Genomic DNA, 24215 nt, shown 5'->3' on the forward strand with positions numbered 1-24215 from the left:
TTGCGGGTCTGGACGGGGAGGCCGATGGTTCGGGCTCCGCCGCCGTCCTCCTTCCCCGACGCCGGCCCTGAAAGCAAGACGATGCGTGTATTTCTCGCCTCCATTCCGCTTGAGGCCGCCAAGATCGTGATCATCGGCGGCGGCGAGCCCGCCCTGGCCAAGCTGCGACTGTTCCTGAACACGCCGGCCCAGCTGCTGTGGTTCGCGCCCGACGGCGCCCCGCCGAAGATGGAAATCCCGCTGAGCGCGCCGGAGCCGGTGCTGCGCGCGCCCCAGGCCCAGGATCTGGCGGGGGCGCGGCTGGTCTTTATGGCCCTGGACGACGCGGATGAGCTGACGCGGCTCAGCGCCCTGGCGCGGGCGGCGGGGGCTCAGGTCAATGTGGTGGACAAGCCCCATCTGAGCGACTTCCAGACCCCGGCCCTGATCGACCGGGACGAGGTGGTGATCGGGGTCGCCACCGGGGGATCGGCGCCCATACTGGCCCGCGACGTGCGCTCGCGGATCGAAGGGGTTCTGCCGGCCGGCCTGGCCAATGTGGCCCGAATGGCGCGCGAACTGCGCGACACCGTCAAGGCCAGCGTGCCGGACTTCATGGCCCGGCGGCGGTTCTGGGAGAAGGCCTTCCGGGGTCCGGCGGCCGATCTGGCGGCGGCGGGCCGCACGGCCGAGGCGCGGCGCGAGATGCTGCGGCTGCTGAACGTCGCCGCGCCCGAACAGGGGGTGGTCCATATCGTCGGGGCGGGGCCGGGCGATCCTGAGCTGCTGACCCTGAAGGCGCTGCGGGTGTTGCAGGAAGCCGACGTGATCATTCACGACCGGCTGGTGCCCGAGGCCGTGCTGGAACGGGCGCGGCGCGACGCCAAGCGGCTGTATGTCGGCAAGGCGCGCGGCGAACATTCCGTGCCCCAGGATCAGATCGAGGCCCTGATGATCGAGGAGGCCAAGGCCGGTCACCGGGTGGTGCGGTTGAAGGGCGGCGATCCCTTCGTCTTCGGGCGCGGCGGCGAGGAGTTGGAGGCGATGCGGGCGGCCGGGGTTCCGGTCTTTGTGGTGCCGGGGGTGACGGCGGCCCTGGCCTGCGCGGCTTCGGCCGGGATCCCTCTGACGCACCGCGAGCACGCCCAGGCGGTGACCTTCGTGACGGCCCAGGCCAAGCCGGGCGGCGTCGACGCCGACTGGACCCGGCTGGCGGCGCCGAACCATACGCTGGCCATCTATATGGGCGTGGACCGGGCCGAGGAGACGGCGGCCAGGCTGATGGCGGCGGGCCGCGCGGGCGCGACGCCGGTGGCCGTCGTCGAAAACGGCAGTCGGCCGGACGAGCGGGTGCTGACCGGCCGGCTCGACGGGCTGGGCGCCCTGGTGCGCGGCGCGGACCTGACCGGTCCGGCCCTGGTGTTCGTGGGCGAGACGGCGGCGTTTTCGGCGGCCCAGCCGGACGTGCGGACGGAGGCGGCGGCATGAAGGTCGTCACCGCAAACCGCCTGTCGGACGGGCGCGTCATCTATGCGGGCGTGGACAATCAGCCGGTCGAGCGCCTGGACCAGGCGTCGGCTCTGGACGATGCGGCGGCCGAGATCGTGCTGGCCGAGGTCGCGGCGCGGCCGGACGTCTTCGTCAATCCCTATCTCGTCGAGGTTCAGGATCGCGCGCCGTCGGGCCGGGATCGGCTGAAGGAGCGGATTCGCGCCGCCGGCCCGACCGTCGGCCACAGCGTGGCGGGAGGCGTGGGCTGATGTATCGCTATGACGAGTTCGACCACGCCCTGGTGCGCGAGCGGGTGGCGGAGTTTTCCGACCAGGTGGCGCGCCGGGCGTCCGGCGCCCTGAGCGAGGACGAGTTCAAGCCGCTGCGGCTGATGAACGGGGTCTATCTGCAGCTTCACGCCTATATGCTGCGGGTCGCCATTCCCTATGGGACCTTCAACAGTCGGCAGATGCGGCGGCTGGCCCATATCGCCCGCACCTATGACAAGGGCTACGGCCATTTCACGACGCGGACCAACATCCAGTACAACTGGCCGGCCCTGACCGACCTGCCGGCGATCCTCAGCGATCTGGCCGATGTCGAGATGCACGCCATCCAGACCTCGGGCAACTGCATCCGCAACACCACGACCGACGTCTTCGCCGGGGCGGCTGAAGACGAGATCGAGGATCCGCGACCCTGGTGCGAGATCATCCGTCAGTGGTCGACCATCCATCCGGAATTCTCGTTCCTGCCGCGCAAGTTCAAGATCGCGGTGATCGGGGCCGAGAAGGACCGGGCGGCGATCCGGACCCATGACGTGGGCCTCCAGATCGTAAAGGGCGAGGACGGCGGGACGGCCTTCCGCGTCTTCGTCGGCGGCGGGCAGGGGCGTCTGCCCCATATCGGGCAGGAGATCGCGTCCAGCGTGCCGGCTGCGGACCTGCTGGCCTATCTGACCGCCATATTGCGGGCGTGGAACCTCTTGGGACGGCGCGACAATATCCATAAGGCGCGGATCAAGATCCTGGTCGCCTCGGTCGGGCTGGAGGCCTTCCGCGAGGAGGTGGACAAGCACTACGCCACCCTGCGCCTGGAAGACCTGCGGATCCCGGAGGACGAGGCCGAGCGGATCAAGGCCTATTTCGCCCCGCCGCCGTTTGAGGATCTGCCCAGGACCAGCGCGCCGTTCGAGCGCGCCCTGCTGGCCGATCCGGACTTTGCGCGGTTTGCGCGGAACAATGTGCGGCGTCACCGCCAGCCGGGCTATGCCTCGGTGGTGGTGTCGCTGAAGCCGGTCGGCGGCGTGCCAGGCGACATCACGGCCGACCAGATGGACGCGGTTGCCGACCTGGCCGAACGCTACGGCTTCGACGAACTGCGGGCCGCCTATGAGCAGAACCTGGTCCTGCCCCATGTGAAGCTGGACGATGTGCCGACGGTCTGGCGGGCGCTGCTGGAGGCGGGGCTTGCCACGGCCAACGCCGACCTGGCGACCGACGTGATCGCCTGTCCGGGCCTGGACTATTGCAGCCTGGCCAACGCCCGGTCGATCCCGGTGGCCCAGGCCCTGTCGAAACGGCTGGCGGACCTGGACTATCAGGAGAAGCTGGGGCCGGTGCGCATCAATATGAGCGGCTGCATCAACGCCTGCGGCCACCACCACGTCGGCCACATCGGCGTTCTGGGCGTGGATCGTAAGGGCGAGGAATACTACCAGATCACCGTCGGTGGTTCGCCTGACGAACAGGCGGCCCTGGGCGACATCGTCGGCAAGAGCCTGCCGGCCGACGAGGTGGCGCCCGCCATTCAGCGGACCCTGGACCGCTATCTGCAAATCCGCGCCGAGGGCGAGCGGTTCATCGACACGGTGCGCCGTGTCGGACCCGATCCCTTCCGCGACGCCATCTATGAGACGCTCGATGCTGCAAACGCTTGAGGGAGTTCAGAACGGGCCGCGCCTGTCGGTGACGACCCCGCTGGAAGAGGTCGAGGCGGCCGCCGCCGCAACCGACGTCCTGGTGCTGGAGTTTGACGCCTTTCGCGACGGGCGCGGCTTCTCGCTGGCGGCGGTGCTGCGCGAGCGGGGCTACGCCGGGCGGCTGATCGCGGCGGGCAAGGTCCTGCCGGACCAGGCGCGCCATCTGCGGCGGTCGGGATTCGACGCGGTGGAGCTGGCGCCGGGCGCCGACACGGCGGCCTGGGCGCGGATGGATCAGGCCTTCAGCGGCTCCTATCAGCCGGCCGCCGATCCCGCCCCGACCATCTGGCAGAGGCGCCGGGCGGCGTCGAACGATCGGGATCTGCAGGCCCTGGCCGACCGTCTGAACCGCGAGACCGAGGGCAAGGCCGCGTCGGACATCCTGAAGGCGGCGCTGGATCCGGCCCTGGGCCTGCGGGTCGGGACCATATCCTCGTTCGGGGCGGAATCGGCGGCCCTGCTGCACATCGTGGCGGAGACCGACCCGAACGTGCCGGTCGTCTTCCTGGAGACCGGCCAGCATTTCCTGCAGACCCTGTCCTATCGCACCCAGCTGACCAAGACCCTGGGGCTGACGGACGTGCGTCTGGTCACGCCGGATGCGAACGAGAAGGCGGCGCTGGACGCCCGCGACGACCTGTGGAAGACCGACGCCGACGCCTGTTGCGACCTGCGGAAGGTGCGGCCCCTGGCGCGGGCGACGGTCGGGTTCAACGCCCTGATCACCGGGCGCAAACGCTATCAGGCCGCGACCCGCGCGGCGTTGAAACCGTTCGAGGTGCTGGACGGGGTGCTACGGATCAATCCGCTGGCGGACTGGGACGCCGACGCCGTCGAGGCCTGGCTGGAGGCGCACGACCTGCCCCGTCATCCCTTGGTCGAGCAGGGCTACCGCTCTATCGGCTGCTGGCCCTGCACCCGCGCCGTCGAAGTCGACGAAGACGCGCGGGCCGGACGCTGGTCGGGGATGGACAAGGTCGAATGCGGCATCCACCTAGGCAGGCGTCAGGTCGCCGCCTGATCGTCCTCCCGTTCGACCTCGCCTGAAAGCTGAAACGTGTCCGCCACACCGTCTGTCATCGACCTGATCGGTCATACGCCGCTGGTCCGCCTGAATCGCCTGTCCGACGAGACGGGCTGCGAAATCCTGGGCAAGGCCGAGTTCATGAACCCCGGCGGCTCGATCAAGGACCGCGCCGCCCTGTCCATCGTTCAGGTCGCGCGGGCGTCGGGCGCGCTGAAGCCCGGCGGGACCATCGTCGAGGGCACGGCGGGCAATACCGGCATCGGCCTGGCCCTGGTCGGGGCGGCCCTGGGCCATCCGGTGGTCATCGTCATGCCCCGCACCCAATCGGAGGAGAAGAAGTCGGCCATCCGGTCGCTGGGCGCGCGCCTGGTCGAGGTGGACGCCGCCCCCTTCTCCAGCCCCAACCATTTCGTCCATTATTCGGGCCGTCTGGCGACCGAGCTGAACGAGAGCGAGGAGGCGGGCGCTATCTGGGCGAACCAGTTCGACAACACCGCCAACCGAGACGCCCATTATACGACGACAGCGCCGGAAATCTGGGAACAGACGGGCGGCCAGATCGACGCCTTCGTCTCGGCCGTGGGGTCGGGCGGCACCATCTCGGGCGTCGCCGCCTATCTGCGAGAGAAGAAGCCCGAGGTGACCATCGCCCTGGCCGATCCCGCCGGCGCGGCCCTGTTCAACTGGTTCACCAAGGGCGAGATGACGGGCGAGGGCTCGTCGATCACCGAGGGGATCGGGGTGGCGCGGATCACCGGCAATCTGGAGGGGTTCAAGCCGGATTACGCCTACCGGATCGAGGATGCGGAGTTTCTGCCGATCCTGTTCGATCTGGTGAAGCACGAAGGTCTGTCGCTGGGCGGATCGGCCGGGGTCAACATCGCCGGGGCCGTGCGGCTGGCGCGCGAGATCGGGCCGGGCAAGACCATCGTCACCTGCCTGTGCGATCCGGGGTCGCGCTATGCGTCCAAGCTGTTCAACCCGGAATTCCTGACGTCGAAGGGCCTGCCGGTTCCGGCGTGGGCTTAAGACCCTCTCCCGCTCGCGGGAGAGGTGGCCCGGCGTCCGCGCAGCGGACCAGGGTCGGAGAGGGGAGTCTCGTTTGAACAGAAGACTTCCCCCATCGTCAGGCGTGTCGCTGCGCGCCACGACCTGACACTTCCCCCGCAAGCGGGGGAAGGTCCTATTTCTCCGCCGCGATCCAGGCGTCCATCCGCTGGTCCAGCAGGGCCAGCGGCAGCGGGCCCTCCGTCAGCAGGGCGTCGTGGAAGGTGCGGATGTTGAACTTCGGCCCCAGTTCGCGTTCCGCCCGGGCGCGGATTTCGCGCAGGCGGATCTCGCCGATCTTGTAGGCCGTGGCCTGGCCGGGCCAGCCGATGTAGCGCTGAAGCTCGGTCTCGATATTGTGGGGCGCCAGGGCCGAGTTGTCGCGGAAACAGGCGCGGGCCTGTTCCTCGGTCCAGTCCATCCAGTGCAGGCCGGTGTCGGCCACCAGGCGGCAGGCGCGCCACATCTCGTAGGACAGGCGGCCGAAGCGTTCATAGGGCGTGCGGTAGAAGCCCATCTCCTCGCCCAGATATTCGGCGTACAGGCCCCAGCCCTCGGTGAAGGCGGTGACATTGGCCTGGCGGCGGAAATAGGGCTGGTCCTCGGCCTCCTGCTGCAGGGCGATCTGAAGGTGGTGGCCGGGCACGGCCTCGTGCAGGGTCAGGGCCGGCAGTTCGTACAGGGGGCGCTGGTCCAGCTTCGACGTGTTGACCACATAGTGGCCAGGGACGCCGTTCTGCATAGAGCCGGGATTGTAGCGGCCGGTGGTGTAGGTCGCCTCGATCTGGGGCGGGACCGGCTGCACGTCATAGGGCAGGCGGGGCAGGGTGGCGAACAGGGCGGGCAGGCCGCCGTCCGCACGCTTGGCCATCTCCGACGCCTTCTCCAGCAGGTCCTCGCGCGTCTGGGCGTAGAATTGCGGGTCGGTGCGCAGGAAGTTCAAAAAGCCGGCGAAGTCGCCGGTCCAGCCGGCGGCCTTCATCTCGATCTCCATCCGGGCGCGGATGCGGGCGACCTCGGACAGGCCGATCTGGTGGATCTGGTCCGGCGTCAGGTCCGTGGTGGTGTGGCCGCGCACCAGATAGGCGTAGAGGGCCTTGCCGCCGGGGCGGTTCCCCAGACCGGGCTCGATCGGAGCCTTGGGCAGGTACTCAGTCTCCAGGAAGGCCAGCCAGGCGCGGCGTGCGGGGACGATGACGGCGGCGACCGCAGCGGCGGCCTCGGCCCTCAGCCGGTCGCGGTCGGCGGGGGCGATGGTGGCCGGCAGGGTGGCGAAGGGTTTGAGCAGGGGCTCGTCCTCGGGCGTGATCGCCACGTCGTTGCGCGCCCCGGCCAGGGCGCTTTCGGTGACGGAGCGGGGCTGGACCATGCCGGTGGCGAGACCCCGCCGGGCGTTATCGGTGGTCTGGGCGTAGATGTCGCCGAAGCCCCGGATGCGCCGGATATAGGCCTGAGCCTCCGCCACCGTGTTCAGCCGGGTGCTCTGACCGACATAGAGGGCCCAGGTTCCGGGCCCGCCTTCGCTGTCGAAGGCCAGGCGAGAGGCGTCGTAATCCAGACCCTCGACGCCGCGCTTCAGGCTGTACAGCAGGAAGGCGTGGTTGATCCGCCCCGCCTGGGAAAGACTTGCCGGGTCGATGGTCTCGAGCCGGGCGACGAAGGCTTCCAGCGGCGCGCGCTGGGCCAGTTCGAAGGCGCGCGACAGGTCGGGGACCCGGCCCATGGCCTCCACATCGCCCTCTCCGCCCGCAGCGAAGGGGTCGATCGCCTTCAGATAGGCTTCGTAGTCCGCGATCAGGGCGTTCAGCGCCGCCTCAGCCGGGCGGGCCGTCGCCGGCGCCGCCACGGGAGCCTCCACTGGGACCCCCGCCTGCGCAGCCTCCGGGGCCGCCGCTGCGCCGGTCGCCGCCGTCGCCAAACCGGCCGCAACGGCCAAACCGATGATCTTCATGACGCCCTCCGCTTTCAACCGCCACGCAAGCGTAGCGGACGGGGGGCGTCAAGCCGTCATCCGCAGGCGGCGAAGAAGCGTTCGATCTCGGCCACGGCGGCGGGGCGGGCGGCGTAGGCGTGACGTTCGTCCCCGTCCCAGACGGCGATCCAGCCCAGCCGGCGGAACCGCTGGAAGACGGGGTCCTTCGTGTGGGCGCGGGCCTGGGCGTAGTAGCCGTCGCTGATCGCCGCCTCTTCCGAGGTGGCGCGATAGGTTTCGGTGTCGCCGCCCGACTCCAGCCGCAGCTGGCGCGCCGGCTTGTCGAGCATGGCGGCCAGGTCCAGCGCGTCGGAACCCGGACGGCAGAAGAGCTGAAGCTTGACCTCGTCGCTGTGGGCCATGCCGTAGACCAGGGCCTGTTGCGGCGGCTCGTCCGTGTTGCGGATCCAGTCGTAGCCCGGCGTCGGGGCGGGGGCGGATGCGGCCGGGGACAGGTCGGCCGTCGGCGGCTGGGTCGCGCAGGCGGCCAGGGCCGCGACGGACAGAAGGGGCGGGATCAGCTTAAGCCGGGACATGGTCGGTCTCCTCAACCGGCGCAACGGTCCGCCAAACGGCGCAGCTTGGCAAGATGGGCGCGGGGGATGGCCACCCGGTCTGTTCGATCGCCCGTCTGAATGGTCAGATCGCCCGAGCCGACGAAGGCGGCGAACAGCGGATGGTCGGTGCGGACCGTCACCTGCAGCCGTCCCCGCCGTCCGAACCGGGCCGGACTGGTCGCGGCGACGTCGCCGGAGCTCAGGCGCGCGAAGGCGGCGCCGGGCGCCGGGGCGTCTTCCTTGTATACCGTAAGGTCCACGACGCCTGAGCGCGGATCACATTCCACGGTGGCGCGAAGATTGGGCGTGTCGGGCGCCTCATTGGCCAGAACGACCGGACCCTCGTTCTCATAAAGGGTCCAGGTCCAGACCGGGGCGGCGCGCGGAGCTCCCGCCTGGCCGAAAGCCAGGAGGGCGGCGAGAATGAGGTTCATCGGTCGGCCCTGCTGGCGGTGGAACTCAAGCCTGCGTCAGCCGCGTATTTTGTCAAGCGCGCGAAGACCCGCAATAGGCCAGAAAGTCCGCGATCATTCGCCGCTCGGCCCTGTCAGCGGTCAGGTCGAACTGGCCTGCATCGCCCTGAACCCGCATCACGCCGCGGTCGGCGAGACCCTTCAGACTGGCGTCCTGCAAGGACAGGCGCGACTCCGTAGCGTCGCCGCCGGTCAAGGGATCGATCAGGCTGGGACCGTGCGAGGCGTTGATCAGGCGAGGCGTGTCCGGCTGAACGTCGCCATAGACCACGGCCGTCCGGTCGCCGGGCGAGCAGGTGACCATCAGGGCCAACTGATCGGAGTTGGCTACGCCGTAGGCCAGCTTGGCCATGGCGCCCTCGTGGCTCAGATGCCAGGCCATGGCCGGCGTTTCCGCCGACATATGGGCCGAGGGCTCGGTCGCCTGCGGCTTGGCGGCGAAGGCGACCAAGGCGATGGCAGCGGCGGCGGGGATCAGAACCTTGAACATTTGATTAACTCGCGTCTGACGGTCAAACGCGGGTATCCGTCAACAGTTCACGGCTCCGCTTGCGCGGTTGATGGTTGTGGCTTTCGCGCCGCAGCGGATCAGAACGGGCTGAAGCGCTCCACCAGGCTCTGCGCGGCGGGGGTGGCCTGCATCCGGCTGATGTCGCCCCGACCGCCGTAGGAGATGCGGGCCTCGGCGATTTGGGTGTGGTTGATCGAATTGGCCGAGGAGATGTCTTCCGGCCGCACGATGCCGGCGACGGTCAGTTCGCGAACCTCACGATTGGTGCGGACCTCCTGGCGGCCCTGGATGACCATATTGCCGTTGGCCAGAACCTCGGTGACGACGGCGGCGATGGTCAGAGAGACCTTTTCGGACCGGTTGACCGAGCCCGAGCCCGAGGCGTTCGTTTCGCCTTCCAGCCCGACCATCTTGGCCGGATCGAAACCGCCGGGGAAGGCGCGGCCCAGGCTGCTCTCTAGGCCGAAGAAGTTGGACACTCCGGTCGAGGCGTCGTTGGACCGCGACCGCTGGGTCGTGTTCTGGGTCTGGGCGCGGTCGTCGATGTCGATGCGGACGGTCAGGATGTCGCCGACGTGACGGGCGCGCTGGTCGCCGAAGAAGGTGCGGGCGCCGACCCGCCACAGACTGTTGGCGCTGGCGGGGGTCGATTCAGTCCGCATCGCCGGGGCGGCCATATAGGCCTGCTGGGTGGGAACCAGGGCGGCGGGATAGCCGATGGGCGCCAGTTGGGGGCCGCGCACCGCCTCGACGGCGGTGGAGCAGGCGCCCAGGGAGGCGGCGGAGACGGCGGCGGCGAGGACGAGCTTACGCATGACGGACTTCCCTAGCGGGCGGCGAATTGTTGAGGATTGGCGCGGACCATGTCGGCGGCGGGACCGGCAAGGGCCTGGCCGGGACCGGAGGCCACGGCGTCGATGATGCGGTTGGAGGAGGTGTTCATGACCGCCACGGGCTCGCCCAGGGCGGCGTTGCGCAGCGCCTTGCCCATGACGCTGAGATTGACGCCCCCGACCTGATAGGTGACGCGCACCATGTCGTTGCGGGCGATGACCTGGGCGCCGGCGGAGACAAAGGCGGGGCGGGCCGTCTGGCCGGCCGAGGCGGCGGCGGTCTGAACCGGGACGGCGGCGGCGCGACGCACGGCGACTCGACGCAGGCCCGTCGGATTGTCCCAGTCAAGACCCGCCTGACGCGCCTGGGCCTGGAGGGCGCCGGCTTCCAGAACGACGGACGGGCCAACGCGCTGGGCCACCACCACCTCAGAGGCGGCGCCCGCGCCCTCGAACAGGTCGCCCAGCGTCACCCGGCCGTCGTCGTCGACAGGGTTGGACTTCAGGACCACCGAGCCGGCTGAGGCGGCGCCGGCGATCGCGGCGAAGACGGCGGTCAGGGCCAGGGCGTTACGAACGATCTTCATGGCTCAGCCCTTCACCTGGGAGGTGACCGACATCATCTGGTCCGCCGTCGATATGACCTTGGAGTTCATCTCATAGGCGCGCTGGGCGATGATCAGGGCGCTGATCTCGGACACCGCATCGACGTTCGAGGCTTCGGTATAGGCCTGCAGGATCTGGCCGAAACCGACGTCGCCGGGCGAGCCGATGTTGGCGGCGCCCGAGGCGGCCGTCTCCAGCAAAAGATTGTCGCCGATCGCTTCCAGGCCCGCCTCGTTGAAGAAGGTCGCCAACTGGATCTGGCCCACGGTGGTCGGCGCCGTCTGACCCTGCTGCGTCGCCTGGACCAGGCCGGTCTTGGAGATGGTCAGCTTGACCGTGTCCTGCGGGATCGAGATCGCCGGTTCCAGAGGATAGCCGTCGTCGGTGACGATCTGGCCTTCGGGGCTGAGCTGCAGATTGCCCGCGCGAGTGTAGCCGATCTCGCCCGAGGGCAGGGTCACCTGGAAATAGCCGCGGCCGTCGATCGCCATGTCATAGGGATTGCCGGTCTGCTGGGGCGTGCCCTGTTCGGTCACGCGATAGACCGCCCCGGCCTTGACGCCGGCGCCGATCTGAATGCCCGTCGGGACGACCGTGCCCTGGCTGGAGGACTGGGCCCCCATCCGTTCGACGTTCTGATAGAGCAGATCCTGGAACTCGGCGCGCTGCTTCTTGAAGCCCACCGTGTTCATGTTGGCGATGTTGTTGGAGATGACCTCCACGTTCAGCTGCTGGGCGGCCATGCCCGAGGCGGCGGTGCGAAGTGCGCGCATGTCCAGGGTTCCTTATGCGACCTTGCCGAGGCGCTCGACGGCGCGACGGCTCAGGTCGGTGGTGTTCTCGATCATCCGGGTGACGCTCTCATAGGCGCGGCTGATCTCGACCAGGTTGGTGATCTCGACGAGGGAGTTGACGTTGGAGGCTTCCAGAGCGCCCTGATGGACCTGGGCGTCGTTCGCCTCGACCGGCTGGGTGTTGGAGCCGTTGCGGTAGAGGCCGTCGCCGCCCTTCTCCAGAACGCCGAGCGTGTCGAAGCGGACGACGGAGAGGCGGCCTGTGATCTGGCCCGCCTGGGTGATGGAGCCGTCCGCGCCGACCGATATGGCGCCCAGCGCAGGGTCCAGCACGATCTCGGCGCCGCCGCTCAGCACAGGCGCGCCCTGTTTGGTGGTCAGCCGGCCTTCGGGGTCCAGGGTGAAGGCGCCGTCGCGGGTGTAGGCTTCGCCGGCGGCGCCGTCCCGCACGGTGAAGAAGGCGCCTTCGCCGGCGATGGCGAAGTCCAGCGTGCGGCCCGTCTCGGACATGGCGCCCTGGCCGAAGTCCCGGCCGACGCCGTTGTCCAGCACGAAGCTGGCCGATGGCCGGATGGCGTCGTTGCGCGCCCGCTGGCCGACTTCCGTCCCGACCATCAGCTGCTCCACCTTGAAGCCGGTGGTGTCGGCGTTGGCGATGTTGTTGGCCACGATGTCCAGCTCGCGGCGCAGCGTCATCTGACGGGACAGTCCGATATAGGCGGCGTTTTCCACGACGAGGCTCCTTCGGAAATCCCTTACGCAATGACCGTGCCAACAGGGTTAATTCAGGCGCGGCGGGGCTTTGAGGGGGAGGAGGGCCGGGTTCGCTCGGCAAAAACTGCCGTTTGTAAACGTCGCATTAACCAAGTCGGGCCGATCTTCCCCTGTAGATTCTCCGGGGCGAGCGCATGTTGAAACTTGGCAAGAAGAAGGGCGACCCCAGCGCCGACGCGGCCGAGACCGAGGCCGAGGCGGGCGCCGAGGGCGAAGAAGGCGCGCCCAAGAAAAAGAAGCTGCCGATCCTGTTCATCATCGCCCCGGTCGCCCTGCTGGTCCTTGGCGGCGGCGGCGCGGCCGCCTTCTTCCTGATGAAGCCCAAGCCGGCCGAGGCGCATGGCGAGGAAGCCGCCGCGCCGGAAGGCGGCCACGGCGAAGCCAAGGCCGAGGAAAAGGGCGGTCACGGCAAGGAAGAGAAGAAGGGCGACGAAAAGGGCGGCGGCCACGGCGGGGGCGGCAAGGAGGGCGAGGCCGATCCGTCGCTGGGCAAGATTTCGGAAGGGCCGGACGGCGTCACCTTCTACACCCTGCCGGACATGGTGATGAACATCCAGTCGCCGGACGGACGCCCCACCTTCCTGAAGCTGAAGCTGACGCTGGAGATGCATGACGCCGAGGTGGCGACGCATCTGCAGGAAGAAATGCCGCGCCTGCAGGACATGTTCACGGGCTTCGTGCGGGAGCTTCGCCCCGAGGATCTGAGCGGTTCCGCCGGCACCTATCAGCTGCGCGCCGAGCTTCTGCGCCGCATCAATCTGGTCGCCGCGCCGGGCAAGGTCGACGCCGTTCTGATCGAAGAAATGCTGGTGCAATAGGCGATGACCGACGCGCCGATCGATTCCCTGGCCGGACTGGGCGATCCTGCGGACGCCCTGTCCGAGCGCGTCCTGAACCAGGACGAGATCGACAGCCTGCTGGGCTTCGATCTCGGCGACGACGACGGGTCGGAAAAGTCCGGCATTCGCGCCATCATCAACTCGGCGCTCGTCTCATACGAACGCCTGCCGATGCTGGAAATCGTGTTCGACCGCCTGGTGCGGTTGATGACGACCAGCTTGCGCAACTTCACCTCGGACAACGTCGAGGTGTCGCTGGACAACATCTCGTCGATCCGGTTCGGCGACTATCTGAACTCCATCCCTCTGCCGGCCATCCTGGCGGTGTTTCGGGCCGAGGAACTGGACAACTACGGCCTGCTGACCGTCGATTCCAACCTGATCTATTCGATCGTCGACGTGCTGCTGGGCGGCCGTCGCGGCACGGCGGCCCTGCGGATCGAGGGGCGGCCCTACACCACCATCGAACGGGTGCTGGTGCAGCGGATGGTGGAGGTGGTGCTGAACGACGCCCGCCAGGCGTTCGAGCCCTTGACCCCGGTCACCTTCAATCTGGACCGGCTGGAGACCAATCCGCGCTTCGCCGCCATTGCGCGCCCGGCCAACGCCGCCATCCTGATCAAGCTGCGGATCGACATGGAGGATCGCGGCGGACGGATCGAACTGCTCCTGCCCTATGCGACGCTGGAGCCGATCCGCAAGATGCTGCTGCAGCAGTTCATGGGTGAGAAGTTCGGCCGCGACAACATCTGGGAAGGCCACTTGGCCACCGAGATCTGGACCACCGAAACCGAGGTGCGGGCGGTGCTGGACGAGCAGGTCATGCCCCTGTCCAGCGTCCTGAACCTGAAGGTCGGGGACACGATGATGCTGAACGCCACGCCGGATTCGGAGGTTTCGATCCGTGCGGGCTCCATCCCCCTGACGACCGGTCGCATGGGCCGAAAGGGACAACATATCGCCGTGCGCGTCGAAGGGCCGATCAGCCCTGAATCCGCCGCAAGAATAAAGGGCGCGCGCTGATGGCTGGAATGATCATGGACGCCGTCCTGATGCTGCTGCTGGTCGCGGCGGTCGGCTACGGGATCAAGCTGGAGCGCAAGCTGGCGGCCCTTCGCACCGGGCAGATCGCCTTCGCCCAGGCGGTGACCGAGCTGAACGCCGCCGCCGGCCGCGCCGAGGCCGCCCTCGCCAATCTGCGCGCCTCGGGCCAGGAGACGGATCTGCTGCACGACCGGATCATCAAGGCGCGCGAGGTCAAGCAGCAGCTGGAGGTTCTGATCGCGCGGGCCCCGACCGCGACGAGCCGGAGCCGGGAAGAGGAGGCGGTCGCCCGTCCCGAACCGGTTCGTTCGGCCGCGATCGCCCCTTCGCCGGCCGCCCTGGTCAATGACGACGACGAGCGCGCCCGCCGCATGGCCGCCCTGGCCGAACGCATCCAGGGCATGACCCCGACCGTCGCGAGCGCCGCGACGGGCCGGGCGCCGGCCGGGCGCGACAATGTCGCCGCCATCGTCCAGGCCCTGACCGCCGTCGGCTCCGCTAACCAAACCGCAAAACAAAGCCTCAACGCCGCGCGTCGTAATCTGGACGACGACTTGTTCGCCGCCTGAGTTCGGAACCTTCTTTCATGGCCCGCATCCCCCGCCTTCTCCCCCTGATCGCCGTCGCCATCGGCGGGGTCGTCGCCGTGCGCGCGGTCGGCGTCGCGCCGGGCCTGTTCGAAGGCGCCAAGGCCTGGGCCGAGGAGGCTGCGCCGGCCGCCGCCGCTGCGGCGCCCAAGCCCGCCCCGGCCGGCACCTGCGCCCTGTCGCCCGAACAGCTGGCGCAGCAGGCCGGCATTTCTCCGGCCGAGCTGAAGATCATCCAGTCCCTGTCGGCGCGCCGAACCGAGCTGGACGCGCGGGATCAGGACTTCGCCACCACCCTGCCGCTGATGGTCGCCGCCGAGCAGAAGCTGGACGCCAAGGTTAAGGCGCTGGAGGCGCTGAAGGCCGAGATGAAGCAGATGCTGGGCCAGGTCGACGAGCGCGAAAAGGCCGAGATCGACCGGCTGGTTCAGGTCTATTCGGCCATGCGGCCCAAGGACGCCGCCCCCGTCATGGCTTCGCTGGAGGATCGGGTTCGTCTGCCGGTCGCGGCGGCCATGCGGCCGCGCACCCTGGCGGCCGTCATGGCCCAGATGACGCCGGCCCAGGCCAAGGAGCTGACGGAGAAGATGGCCGCCCGCTTCCAGGCGCAGCAGATGGCGGCCCGCGCCGCCGCCGCCGAAGCGACCCCCGCCCCGGCCGCCGCCGCGCCCGCGACGCCGGGTTCTGGTCCGACGGCTGCGTCCCCGGCGCCGACGCCTGCTGCGGCGACCCCGGCGCGTCAGACCCCGCGTCCGGCCGCCCGCCGCCCGGCGAACCGTCCAGCCGCCCGCCCGACCGCGACCCCCGCCGCCGCTCCGGCCAGCGGTCCCCAAGCCTATCAGCCCTCGGCCGCCGACGCCCAGCCGCGCCAGACGGTGCAGTGACGTCCCTTGCGGATTCATCCCTAGCGGGATGACGGCGATCCGCTAACCCTTTTGGCGCATCCTCCCTTCACGCCCGATTGGGGCGAGGCATTGAGGATGGTCCGCCATGCTCGGGGAAGTTCTTTATATCGCGCACCGCCTTCGGCGCCCTCTGGCGCGCGGCCTGCTGACGGCGCCCCTGTGGCTGGCCATACCGCTGGCGCGGCTCTGGCTCGGGTTCTGAGCGGCGGTTTCGGTTGGCAGGGCGGCCGGGCGCGGCTATCACCGCGCCTTTCCGACCTACGAGCCCGCTGACCGACCATGTCCGACACGCCTCCCGACCGCCTCTCCGTCGACCCGTCCAGCCCCTATCACGACGCCGAGGCGTTGCAGCGCGGCGTCGGCGTCCGGTTCAAGGGCGAGGAAAAGACCAATGTCGAGGAATATTGCGTCTCCGAGGGCTGGGTGCGGCTGGCTCTGGGCAATCGCGTGGACCGCAAGGGCAAGGCCCTGACCGTCAAGTTGCAGGGGACGGTGGAACCCTATTTCCAGAACGGCTGACTCTTTCTAGGGTCGCGGCTTTCCAAGTGGAGCCGCGCCCATGTCCCTTCGTCTGCTGACCGCCAGCGCCGTCGCCTTGGGCGTCGCCGCCTTCGCCCCCCTGGCTCAGGCCCAGGACGCCGCGACGGTGGAGCGGGCGATCGCCATTCGCGACGCGGCCCTGCGCTCCAACATCGCCCTGGACTACGTCACCCAGCTGACGACCCGGTTCGGCGCGCGCCCGGCGGGATCGAAAGCCGAACAGGACGCCGCCGCCTGGGCCGCCGACTATCTGCGCGCCCACGGCTTCCAGAACGTCCGCATCGAAGAGTTTCCTCTGGTCGGGTGGGAGCGGGGCGAAAGCTCCGCCGCCATTGTCGGCGACCACGCCCAGGCCCTGGTCGCCGCCGCGCTGGGCCATTCGCCAGCCACCCCCACAGGCGGAGTCGAGGCCGAGATCGTCCGTTTCGCCTCGATGGAAGACCTTCAGGCCGCGCCGGACGCCGCTGTGCGGGGCAAGATCGTCTATGTCGATTTGGGCCAGATGCATCCGATGCAGGACGGCTCGGGCTATGGTCCCCAGACCCGCGTGCGCGGGGCCGGGCCGGGCGTCGCCGCGGCCAAGGGGGCGGCGGCCTTCGTGATGCGCTCGGTCGGGTCCGACGAGGACCGGATGCCGCACACCGGCACCACCCGCTATGTAGACGGCAAGCCGACCATCCCCGCCTTCGCCCTGTCGGCGCCGGACGCCGACCAGGTCAGCCGCCTGGTCGCCCTGGGCGAGCCGGTGCGGATGCGCCTGACCTCGACGGCCCATACCTATGAGACCCACAGCCAGAACGTGATCGGCGACCTGCCCGGCGCCAGCCGTCCGGACGAGATCATCGTCCTGGGCTCGCACATGGACAGCTGGGATCTGGGCACCGGCGCGATCGACGACGGAGCGGGCGGCGCCATTACGGTGGCCGCAGCCAAGGCCATCGCCGACAGCGGCCGTCGCCCGGCGCGCACCCTGCGCGTCATCTTCTATGGTTCCGAAGAGGTGGCCCAGCCGACGCCCCGGACCGGCAACGGCGGCGGCGTCTACGCCCGCAACCAAGGCGCCGCCCTGGACAAGCACATCATCGCCGGCGAGAGCGACTTCGGCGCCGACCGGGTCTATGCGCTGCGGCTGCCGGCCGGCGCGCAAGGCTCCGACTTCCAGAAGGCCGCCACGCGCGTCCTCTATCCGATCGGCGTCCTGGCCTCGGACCGCGTCGAGACCGAGGGCGGGGTCGATGTCGGGCCTATGGGGCCGTTGGGCGTGCCCTTCTTCGGCCTGGCCCAGGACGGAACCCGCTATTTCGACCTGCACCACACGGCCAACGACACCCTGGACAAGATCGACCCGGCCCAACTGAGCCAGAACGTCGCCGCCTGGGCGGGGCTGCTGTGGCTGATCGCCGATTCGGACGTCGATTTCCGCGCCATGCGCCCCGCCGCCCCGGCCACGCCTGCGCGCTGAGCCGCTTGGCCCCGGCCGCCGGTTCTGGCTATAGAGCCGGACCGGCTCGCGGGCGTGGCGAAACTGGTAGACGCAGCAGACTTAAAACCGTAACACCGTATGTTTACGTAGTAAAAACAAACGGTTAGTCGGCTTAGAGACTTACACAGGCCTTACACATTTGCCGGCGACGGCAAGGAGGCGATGTGTCCGAGTCTCACACGCTCATGGACGGCCGGGTCCATGTGTACCGGCGAGAGAACAGCCGCTTCTGGCAGTGCGCGACCTATCTCAGCGGTCGTAATCATCGGCAGTCGACCAAGCAGGAGAACCTGGCCTACGCACTTGAGTATGCGCGGGACTGGTACCTTGATCGGGTCGCGGAGGATCGGCTGCGCCGACGCGGCGGGATCATCGTTGCGCCAGGGCAGCCGGCCATCCCTGTTGAAACGCCGAGGACGCGAGCGGGCGAGAAGACGTTCCGCGAGGCAGTTTCGGCCTTCCTCCTGGAATTCGAGGCGATGACCTTGGGCGAACGCAACGCCCAATACGTCGCCAGCAAGGCGCGGGTGCTACGGCTCCATCTTCTGCCCTACTTCGGGGACCTGCCCGTGTCGCAGGTCACGGCGGGGCGCATCCAGGAATACCGAGTCCACCGCGTCACGCCTCCGACCGAACCTGAGCGGGTTCGCTACGTGAGAAACGGACGGGAGCGCATCGGCAAGCTACGCGCGTGGAAGCGGCCGAGCCGTCAGACCCTCCACAACGAGATGGTCTGTCTGCGCCAGGTCTTGAAGACTGCAAACCGGAAGGGATGGATCGCCGCCTTGCCGGATATGTCCAGTCCCTATCGCGCCTCCGGCAAGGTCAGCCACCGGGCCTGGTTTTCTCCCGAAGAGTACAAGCGCCTCTATGAGGCCACCCGGGAGCGGGCCAAAAACCCGAAGAAGGAGCGGTGGCGCGCGGAAAGCGAACAGTTCCACGACTTCATCCTGTTCATGGTCAATACCGGGCTGCGGCCGGACGAGGCGCAGCGCTTGGAGTTCCGCGATGTCTCCATCGTCGAGGACGATTCGACCGGTGAGCGGATTCTCGAGATCGAGGTGCGCGGCAAGCGCGGCACCGGGTTCTGCAAAAGCATGCCCGGCGCGGTGCTGCCCTTCGAACGGGTTCGCAAACGGAAGGATGGCCAGCCGACCGATCTCGTGTTCGGTCTGGTTCAGCGCGAACTGCTGAATGCGGTCCTCGACGAGCTCGATCTGAAGAGGGACCGAGAGGGCAATCCCCGCACGGCCTATAGCCTGCGTCACACCTACATCTCGATGCGATTGATGGAGGGCGCCGACATCTACCAGGTCGCGAAGAACTGCCGGACCAGCGTCGAGATGATCGAGAAGTACTATGCCTCTCACATCAAGAACGTGCTGGACGCCTCGGCCATCAACGTCCGCAAGCCCAAGCCCGCGAAACGGCGGGCGGCGAGCGGTCAGGCGACGGACGTCGACTGAACTCGCCTTGGGGCGCAGCACGAACGCAGCTATAGAGACGCTTCAGCCTGCGGGCGTGGCGAAACTGGTAGACGCAACGGACTTAAGCTGAGGATTGAGTGCGCCGGGGGAAACCCCGGACGTAGAACCGCTCAAAGTCGGGGAACCCTGTCAGATGGCGATCCCGAGCCAAGCCCGTCTCTGGCGGGAAGGTGTAGAGACTAGACGGGCGGCGTCTAAGGCCTTCGGGCTATGACGAAGGGATAGTCCAGACCACGAACGGTCCGAACCGGGGCCGGCGGCGAAAGCCGAAGTGGTACGAAAATCCGTCGGGCGAAAGCCCTTGCCGGTTCGATCCCGGCCGCCCGCACCAAAGTCCATGAATCACTCATAGCTGCCCTTCGAAAGGTCGGCTGTAGGGCGGGTGCAAAGCCAGTTTGCTCTCTCCCTTGCCGCAGTGGCGATCCTCGGACGCGACTGGGGCGGCCTAAGGCCAGCCATAACACCGCCTAGCCCGTAGTGGGTGCGGTCATACTCGTCTGTACCGTGTCCCTCTCCAGGCCACAGACTGAGACCTTCGCAGGCACCAGTGCATTGTGGGCGACGGCAGCAAGATGAGAGTGGTGAGTGAAGAACAGAACTTGGGTCTTGCGGGCCAGTTCGGCCAGGACCCTGAAGCCCGCCGCTGATCGCTCGTCGTCGAAATTGATGAACAGGTCATCGGCCACGAAGGGAAGCCGAAACCCCTGAGCGACCGCATCCTCAACGGCCGCGATGCGCAGGGCGAGGTAGAGCTGGTCGACCGTCCCGTCGCTCATACCGTCCACGCTCACCAGCGTCTCGCGGTCTGCGCGGACGCCCACCAGCCGTGGCGTGTCGTCCTCATAATCCACCATCAACCCGCCGAAGGCGCCCAGGGTGAGCGTGGCGAAGAGGGACGACGCCCGGGTCAGGAGCGGGGCCTGCTTCTCCTGCCGGTATCGCTCCACCACCGTCCGCAGCAGACGCGCCTCGGCGCGCTTGCGGATGTAGAGGTCGGCCTGGAAGGCCATCTCGCTGCGCGCGCCGGCCATGGCGGCGGCCGCTATGGCCGCGTCCGCGCGATCGTCCAAGGCTTCGAAAGCCATGAGGGCGGCGCGACGCGTTTCGCTCAGCTCGTCCATCTTCGGGTTGATCTCGTCGAGCTGGGCCGCGACCTCTTCGGCTTCGGCCGCGAGGCTGTCGGGCTCGAGGCCGGCGACCTCCTCCAGCAGGGCGTCCAGAGCGCGTCCCTCGCCGTGCCCGACAATCCGGCACTCGAGCTCCTCGACCCGGGTCCGCAGTCGGGCGACCTCGGCCCAGCGCGCCAGGACCCTCCGAAGGGCCGCGGTGTCCTCCGCCCCGCCGCTGGCGCTGAGCAGCGGGCTCAAATCCGACTTCGCTCTGGCCAGGGCTTCGATCGCCTTTTCCCGGCGAGTCGTCGCGGCGGCGATATCGGCTTCCAGGCCCTTGACCCGCGCCGCTCGCGACAGCGCGTCCCGGCAGGCGCTCTGCAGGGCCGGGTAGGTGGTGGAGAGACCATCGCTCGTCACCAGGCTCGATTGAAGCGCAACGGCGTTGAGCCGGCGCTCGAATTCTTCGCGGGTCGCGCCAATGGCCTCGACCCGGTTCTGCAGGTCGAGGAGGCTGTCTAGGTCCACGCGAACAGCGTCGATCAGGTCCAGCCGCGTCCGGACCGCCGGAAGCGACGTCTCGGTGGGGAGAACGGCGCGGGCGAGGGCCGACGTCCAGGTCTCCTTCCAGGCAACGTCTGCGGCCTTGGCGCGCTCGCGCTGCTGTAGGGCGCGTTGATATGCGTCTTCGGCCGCAGCCAGCTTGCCCTGGAGTTCACGCTCCTGCGCCAGGGCCGCGCTGGCCGCGGCGATGATCTGCTCGGCCTCTGAGAGGAGTTGCTGCAGCGAGGCGGGCTCACCGTCCGTCCGACCCAGGGCCTGGTGAAGCGCCAGCCGCGCCGTGAATTCCGCATCGAGCGCCGCCTCCAGGGCGGCTGTGGCGATATCGAGCCCATCGGCGTGCTGGAGGGCGGTGTCTCGCGCGTCTCGCCACGCGGGATAGGCCTCGGGGGAGAGCGCGACGCCAAGCGCGCCCATGAGCTCATTGAACGCGGACTCGGCCGCCAACAGTTCGGAGCCCGCCCGACTGCGACCGCGCTCGGCGAGCTGCAGCTGCAGCTCGGCCTTCTCGATCTCACGCTCTTTGGCGGCTAGCCCGCCGGCGTGCTCGGCGCCTACGAAGCGTTCGTCGGCCAGGCGGTCGGCGCCCAGCACTTTCGCCTCGTAGATGTCGAGGGAGGCGACGGGGTCATGCAGCTCGGACTCGCCTCTCAGCTGGGCCCTCAACGGTGCCCAGGCTTCAGAGCGGGCCTCCCTGGAGGCGTCCAGGTCTTCGAGCGTCGGCGTCGGGTGATCGAGCGCCGCATGCCGGCGCTCCAGCCGCAGCTGCTCCAGGCGGGCGGCTTCCCGGTCGCAGGCCTGGGTGGCGCTGGCGAGTACGGTGCGGGCAGACTCGATCTGGGAGAGGACATGATCCGCGTCCTCCTCAGCGATCGGCGGGAGCGCGCGCAACGCCGGAGCGCCTCCGCGCCAAGGAACCAGTGCGCGCAGGTGAGACGCCAGCAGCCGCTCCAGCTCCGCCCGATCCTTCTCCGCCTGTTGGCGGGTCTGGGTAAGACCGGAGGCGCGCAGCTCGCCCAGGAGGATCTGCAGGGGCCCCACGTCGGTTCGCGCCGGTAGCGCGTCGGCGTCTCCGCGGAGACGGTCGGCCGCGGCGGCGGCCTCGGCGACCGCCTCTCCGGCGGCGCGCGCCTGCTCGTCGATCACCCGGCGGCGATCCACCAGGTCGCGGAGTTCTGCGATCGTCGGGCGGCCGGGCAGCCGCGCCTTCACGGCCTCAGGCGGTTCGGCAGGCCACCCGATTTCCGTGACGGCGGTCTCGGTCCTGCGTCTGACCGCGGCAAGCTCCGCCTCGAGCGCCGGGAGGCGGGTCTCGCCATCGTCGACGATGCCTTTGAGCTCCTTCAGCGCATCAGCTTCCTGAGCCGCCGCTAGCACCGCCTCGGAAGGGCGGATGGTCTCGACATCCCGTTGCAGCCGCTCGAGTTCGGACTGCGCTAGGTTGATCTCGGTGCGCGCGCTTTGGGCGGCGTCGATGGCGGCCTCGAGACGCGTGGTTGCCTCCGCGCTGAGCTCGGGGGCGTCGCCGAGTTCGACGAGCTTTGCCAGGGCTAGTTGGCGCTCCGCCTGAGGTCCTAGGACGAGCTGCTTCCTCTGGATCGTGCGCTGCGCCGTCTGCAGGTCCGCGCGCGCGGCCTTGCGCTGGGCGAGCTCTGCTTCGACACCTTCCAGTTCCCGTTTCGCCTTGGCCCAGGCTGTGGGCCGGACCTCCACCTCCTTCAGGGTCACCTTCGCGGCCTGATAGGCGCTAAGCGCGGCCGTGTAGCGACGGCTGTCGCCAGCGGTGCGCGCCCATATGGCGGCGGCTTCCGCATCGAGCTGTTCGCAAACGCGGGTCACCTGCAGCAAGCCCGAGCCGGCCGCGAAGATGGCCGCCCCAACATCGTCCTTGGCCTCGACGATGAGCTTCCCGCCGGCGCGAAGCGCGGCATGGTTCAGGCCGAACATGCGCTCGAAGGTCTCGCGGGTCTGGCCGCCAAGGTGTGGTCGCAGGAGGTGGGCGTCGAGAGGCGCGTCGTCCGCGCCCAGGAGGGTGTCCACATTGCCCTTTCGCCGACGCATCTCCAGCGACTCGCCGCCGGCTTCGATGACGGCCCCCACCCGCAGGAGACGCTGGTCGAACTTGAACCCGAACCGCGTGCGCGCGGGAAACCCGAAGAGCAGGTCGCTAACGGCCGACAGGGTGGTGGATTTCCCGGCCTCGTTGGGACCGAGGATGATCTGGAGATCGCAGTCGCCGGATGGGAACACGAGATTGCAATCCGCGAAGCGCCCGTAGCGGATCAGCTGCAGCTTCGCAAACCTCACGCCGGCGCTCCGTCGCGCAGCCGCGCGCGCAGGGCGGCCGCGGCGTCCGCGAGCACGGCCTCTAGGCGGCCCTGGCGGGCCTCCCCCAGGAGCGGCAGCTCATTGTCGAGCTCGGCCGGAGCCCGCGTCAGGAAGGCTGCGAGGTCGCTGGCCACCGCGGCGGCAACCGTGGGATCTGCGGCGAGCTCCGTCAGGAGCGATGTCATGTCGTCGCCGATGGGCGTCGGCGCGGCCAAAGGCTCGGTGGCGAGCGCCACCTTCTCGATCCAGAGCGCGTCCGACAGCGACGTGGCGATGGCTCTCGCCGCTTCGCGCAGCGCGTTGCGTTCGGCTGCAAGCTGGTCGTGCAGGGAGGTTGCGCCCGCCAGGCGCACCCGCGCCATGAGCGGCCGGCCCTCGGCTTCGGACGAGAGGGCCCGTTCCAGGGCCTCGCGGATCCGGTCGTGAGCCTCGCGCTCTTCGGCGGCGCCCGTGAGGTCCACCTCCGCCAGCGCCCAGCGCACCACATCCAGCGCTACATGCTCCACCGCCTCCACACGTCCCTCGCTAACCGTCACCAGGGCGGCGCCTTTGGGGCCGGTCTCCTTCACGTGGCGCCCCTGCAGGTTGCCCGGAAAGACGATGTGGGGATCGGCGCGGACCACCTCGAAGCTGTGGACGTGCCCAAGCGCCCAGTAGTCATAGCCCTTTGCGGCCAGCTGATCCGGGTGGCAGGGCGAATAGGGCGCATGTCCGCGATCGCCGTTGAGCGCGGTGTGCAGCACCCCAACATTGAAGCTGCCTGGGCGGGCGGCGGGGTAGCCTGCCGAGAGATCACCGCCGGGGTCACGGGCCTTGTAGCTCTGCCCGTGCAGGGTCGCGCCGGTGGGCTCGTGGATGAAGGTCTCGGGGCGGTCGGCGCGGAATACCTTTAGGTTCGCAGGGCGCGGCAGTTGCTTGGTGAGGTGGGATTCGGCGTCGTGGTTTCCGTAGACGAGGAAGACGTCGATACCGGCCTGGCCCAGCCGGCCCATGGCGGCGCAGAAATAGAGCCCTGTGGAGAAGGCTTCCCAGGTCCCGTCGTAGAGATCGCCCGCGATCACCACGAAAGCGACCTTCTCCTCGATAGCGTAGGCCACCAGGTTGTCCAGCGCTCCTCGTGTGGCGGTGCGCACCGTCTCGATGGGTACGCCGTCATACGCCGACAGCCCGTTCAGGGGGCTGTCGAGGTGAATGTCCGCCGCGTGCAGAAACCTGAAGTCCATCCTGAGCTCCCTGGAGGCGACGCTAACGCCGCCATCGATCATGCGCCACTACGGACGATCACCC

The 24215-nt window shown here is 68.8% G+C and carries 22 protein-coding genes; 12 read left to right on the forward strand and 10 right to left on the reverse strand.

What is annotated here, in order from left to right; translation table 11 throughout:
• The first annotated feature begins 81 nt into the window (after positions 1-81).
• The 5 genes from cysG to AC1RKE_RS07550 are packed head-to-tail and all read left to right on the forward strand — an operon-like array spanning position 82 to position 5507.
• Entirely contained in the window at positions 82-1467 is a 1386-nt protein-coding gene (gene cysG, locus AC1RKE_RS07530) for a siroheme synthase CysG (RefSeq protein ID WP_395941861.1), read from the forward strand.
• Entirely contained in the window at positions 1464-1739 is a 276-nt protein-coding gene (locus tag AC1RKE_RS07535; protein ID WP_348684444.1) for a DUF2849 domain-containing protein, read from the forward strand. The genes cysG and AC1RKE_RS07535 overlap by 4 nt, the downstream gene beginning before the upstream one ends.
• Entirely contained in the window at positions 1739-3409 is a 1671-nt protein-coding gene (locus AC1RKE_RS07540; protein ID WP_348684443.1) for a nitrite/sulfite reductase, read from the forward strand. Before AC1RKE_RS07535 ends, AC1RKE_RS07540 begins: the two co-directional genes overlap by 1 nt.
• Positions 3393-4472, forward strand: a complete 1080-nt coding sequence (locus AC1RKE_RS07545; RefSeq protein WP_348684442.1) for a phosphoadenylyl-sulfate reductase — start codon at positions 3393-3395, stop codon at positions 4470-4472. Before AC1RKE_RS07540 ends, AC1RKE_RS07545 begins: the two co-directional genes overlap by 17 nt.
• A 36-nt stretch (positions 4473-4508) precedes the next feature.
• Positions 4509-5507 (forward strand): cysteine synthase A, encoded by a 999-nt coding sequence (locus tag AC1RKE_RS07550; RefSeq protein ID WP_152950764.1) that lies wholly within the window; start codon positions 4509-4511, stop codon positions 5505-5507.
• Between the two features lie 154 nt (positions 5508-5661).
• Here AC1RKE_RS07550 and AC1RKE_RS07555 read toward each other — a convergent pair whose 3' ends face one another.
• From AC1RKE_RS07555 to flgF, 8 genes are all read right to left on the reverse strand, one after another.
• On the reverse strand, positions 5662-7476 hold the full coding sequence (locus tag AC1RKE_RS07555) for a DUF885 domain-containing protein (protein ID WP_348684441.1): 1815 nt from the start codon (positions 7474-7476) through the stop codon (positions 5662-5664).
• A 56-nt stretch (positions 7477-7532) separates the two neighbouring features.
• On the reverse strand, positions 7533-8033 hold the full coding sequence (locus AC1RKE_RS07560) for a hypothetical protein (RefSeq protein ID WP_395941860.1): 501 nt from the start codon (positions 8031-8033) through the stop codon (positions 7533-7535).
• A gap of 11 nt (positions 8034-8044) precedes the next feature.
• On the reverse strand, positions 8045-8488 hold the full coding sequence (locus AC1RKE_RS07565) for a hypothetical protein (protein ID WP_152950762.1): 444 nt from the start codon (positions 8486-8488) through the stop codon (positions 8045-8047).
• Positions 8489-8540: 52 nt separating this feature from the next.
• Positions 8541-9017 carry a hypothetical protein gene (locus tag AC1RKE_RS07570; RefSeq protein ID WP_152950761.1) on the reverse strand — a complete coding sequence of 159 codons (477 nt, stop codon included), beginning with the start codon at positions 9015-9017 and terminating at the stop codon, positions 8541-8543.
• Between the two features lie 98 nt (positions 9018-9115).
• Positions 9116-9853: a flagellar basal body L-ring protein FlgH gene (gene flgH, locus AC1RKE_RS07575; protein WP_152950760.1), complete on the reverse strand. Its 738-nt coding sequence runs from the start codon at positions 9851-9853 to the stop codon at positions 9116-9118.
• Positions 9854-9864: 11 nt separating this feature from the next.
• Positions 9865-10458, reverse strand: a complete 594-nt coding sequence (locus tag AC1RKE_RS07580) for a flagella basal body P-ring formation protein FlgA (RefSeq protein WP_152950759.1) — start codon at positions 10456-10458, stop codon at positions 9865-9867.
• A 3-nt stretch (positions 10459-10461) separates the two neighbouring features.
• The gene (flgG, locus tag AC1RKE_RS07585; protein ID WP_054766384.1) at positions 10462-11250 is read right to left on the reverse strand and encodes a flagellar basal-body rod protein FlgG; all 789 of its coding nucleotides are present in this window, start codon (positions 11248-11250) and stop codon (positions 10462-10464) included.
• Positions 11251-11262: 12 nt separating this feature from the next.
• Positions 11263-12003, reverse strand: a complete 741-nt coding sequence (gene flgF, locus AC1RKE_RS07590) for a flagellar basal-body rod protein FlgF (RefSeq protein WP_348684568.1) — start codon at positions 12001-12003, stop codon at positions 11263-11265.
• Between the two features lie 176 nt (positions 12004-12179).
• Between flgF and AC1RKE_RS07595 the strand changes: the two genes are divergently transcribed.
• From AC1RKE_RS07595 to AC1RKE_RS07625, 7 genes are all read left to right on the forward strand, one after another.
• Complete coding sequence (locus AC1RKE_RS07595) at positions 12180-12863, forward strand: flagellar basal body-associated FliL family protein (protein ID WP_348684569.1); 684 nt, start codon at positions 12180-12182, stop codon at positions 12861-12863.
• Positions 12864-12866: 3 nt separating this feature from the next.
• Positions 12867-13907, forward strand: a complete 1041-nt coding sequence (fliM, locus tag AC1RKE_RS07600; RefSeq protein ID WP_054766381.1) for a flagellar motor switch protein FliM — start codon at positions 12867-12869, stop codon at positions 13905-13907.
• Positions 13907-14497 (forward strand): DUF6468 domain-containing protein, encoded by a 591-nt coding sequence (locus tag AC1RKE_RS07605; RefSeq protein WP_054766380.1) that lies wholly within the window; start codon positions 13907-13909, stop codon positions 14495-14497. The genes fliM and AC1RKE_RS07605 overlap by 1 nt, the downstream gene beginning before the upstream one ends.
• A gap of 17 nt (positions 14498-14514) precedes the next feature.
• Positions 14515-15399, forward strand: a complete 885-nt coding sequence (locus AC1RKE_RS07610; RefSeq protein WP_054766379.1) for a MotE family protein — start codon at positions 14515-14517, stop codon at positions 15397-15399.
• A gap of 300 nt (positions 15400-15699) precedes the next feature.
• Positions 15700-15939 carry a DUF3297 family protein gene (locus AC1RKE_RS07615; protein ID WP_054766378.1) on the forward strand — a complete coding sequence of 80 codons (240 nt, stop codon included), beginning with the start codon at positions 15700-15702 and terminating at the stop codon, positions 15937-15939.
• 40 nt (positions 15940-15979) lie between these two features.
• Positions 15980-17422: a M20/M25/M40 family metallo-hydrolase gene (locus AC1RKE_RS07620; RefSeq protein ID WP_348683242.1), complete on the forward strand. Its 1443-nt coding sequence runs from the start codon at positions 15980-15982 to the stop codon at positions 17420-17422.
• A 185-nt stretch (positions 17423-17607) separates the two neighbouring features.
• On the forward strand, positions 17608-18909 hold the full coding sequence (locus AC1RKE_RS07625) for a site-specific integrase (RefSeq protein WP_492896724.1): 1302 nt from the start codon (positions 17608-17610) through the stop codon (positions 18907-18909).
• Positions 18910-19397: 488 nt separating this feature from the next.
• Here AC1RKE_RS07625 and AC1RKE_RS07630 read toward each other — a convergent pair whose 3' ends face one another.
• Together AC1RKE_RS07630 and AC1RKE_RS07635 are read right to left on the reverse strand one after the other, a co-directional pair.
• Complete coding sequence (locus AC1RKE_RS07630) at positions 19398-22907, reverse strand: ATP-binding protein (RefSeq protein WP_492896726.1); 3510 nt, start codon at positions 22905-22907, stop codon at positions 19398-19400.
• Positions 22904-24193, reverse strand: coding sequence for a metallophosphoesterase family protein (locus AC1RKE_RS07635; protein ID WP_492896728.1), 1290 nt, complete (start codon positions 24191-24193; stop codon positions 22904-22906). The genes AC1RKE_RS07630 and AC1RKE_RS07635 overlap by 4 nt, the downstream gene beginning before the upstream one ends.
• Positions 24194-24215 lie beyond the last annotated feature (22 nt).

Source organism: Brevundimonas sp. GW822-FHT03E11 (assembly GCF_058801445.1).

What these genes read in the sequence shown, in the direction of transcription:
- AC1RKE_RS07610 (WP_054766379.1), top strand. Translation starts at nt 14,515, where the DNA reads ATGGCCCGCATCCCCCGCCTTCTCCCCCTGATCGCCGTCGCCATCGGC.
- flgH (WP_152950760.1), bottom strand. Translation starts at nt 9,853, where the DNA reads ATGCGTAAGCTCGTCCTCGCCGCCGCCGTCTCCGCCGCCTCCCTGGGC.
- AC1RKE_RS07620 (WP_348683242.1), top strand. Translation starts at nt 15,980, where the DNA reads ATGTCCCTTCGTCTGCTGACCGCCAGCGCCGTCGCCTTGGGCGTCGCC.
- AC1RKE_RS07580 (WP_152950759.1), bottom strand. Translation starts at nt 10,458, where the DNA reads ATGAAGATCGTTCGTAACGCCCTGGCCCTGACCGCCGTCTTCGCCGCG.
- AC1RKE_RS07560 (WP_395941860.1), bottom strand. Translation starts at nt 8,033, where the DNA reads ATGTCCCGGCTTAAGCTGATCCCGCCCCTTCTGTCCGTCGCGGCCCTG.
- AC1RKE_RS07565 (WP_152950762.1), bottom strand. Translation starts at nt 8,488, where the DNA reads ATGAACCTCATTCTCGCCGCCCTCCTGGCTTTCGGCCAGGCGGGAGCT.
- AC1RKE_RS07605 (WP_054766380.1), top strand. Translation starts at nt 13,907, where the DNA reads ATGGCTGGAATGATCATGGACGCCGTCCTGATGCTGCTGCTGGTCGCG.
- AC1RKE_RS07570 (WP_152950761.1), bottom strand. Translation starts at nt 9,017, where the DNA reads ATGTTCAAGGTTCTGATCCCCGCCGCCGCTGCCATCGCCTTGGTCGCC.
- AC1RKE_RS07535 (WP_348684444.1), top strand. Translation starts at nt 1,464, where the DNA reads ATGAAGGTCGTCACCGCAAACCGCCTGTCGGACGGGCGCGTCATCTAT.
- AC1RKE_RS07615 (WP_054766378.1), top strand. Translation starts at nt 15,700, where the DNA reads ATGTCCGACACGCCTCCCGACCGCCTCTCCGTCGACCCGTCCAGCCCC.
- AC1RKE_RS07595 (WP_348684569.1), top strand. Translation starts at nt 12,180, where the DNA reads ATGTTGAAACTTGGCAAGAAGAAGGGCGACCCCAGCGCCGACGCGGCC.
- AC1RKE_RS07545 (WP_348684442.1), top strand. Translation starts at nt 3,393, where the DNA reads ATGCTGCAAACGCTTGAGGGAGTTCAGAACGGGCCGCGCCTGTCGGTG.
- cysG (WP_395941861.1), top strand. Translation starts at nt 82, where the DNA reads ATGCGTGTATTTCTCGCCTCCATTCCGCTTGAGGCCGCCAAGATCGTG.
- AC1RKE_RS07540 (WP_348684443.1), top strand. Translation starts at nt 1,739, where the DNA reads ATGTATCGCTATGACGAGTTCGACCACGCCCTGGTGCGCGAGCGGGTG.
- AC1RKE_RS07555 (WP_348684441.1), bottom strand. Translation starts at nt 7,476, where the DNA reads ATGAAGATCATCGGTTTGGCCGTTGCGGCCGGTTTGGCGACGGCGGCG.
- flgG (WP_054766384.1), bottom strand. Translation starts at nt 11,250, where the DNA reads ATGCGCGCACTTCGCACCGCCGCCTCGGGCATGGCCGCCCAGCAGCTG.
- AC1RKE_RS07635 (WP_492896728.1), bottom strand. Translation starts at nt 24,193, where the DNA reads ATGATCGATGGCGGCGTTAGCGTCGCCTCCAGGGAGCTCAGGATGGAC.
- fliM (WP_054766381.1), top strand. Translation starts at nt 12,867, where the DNA reads ATGACCGACGCGCCGATCGATTCCCTGGCCGGACTGGGCGATCCTGCG.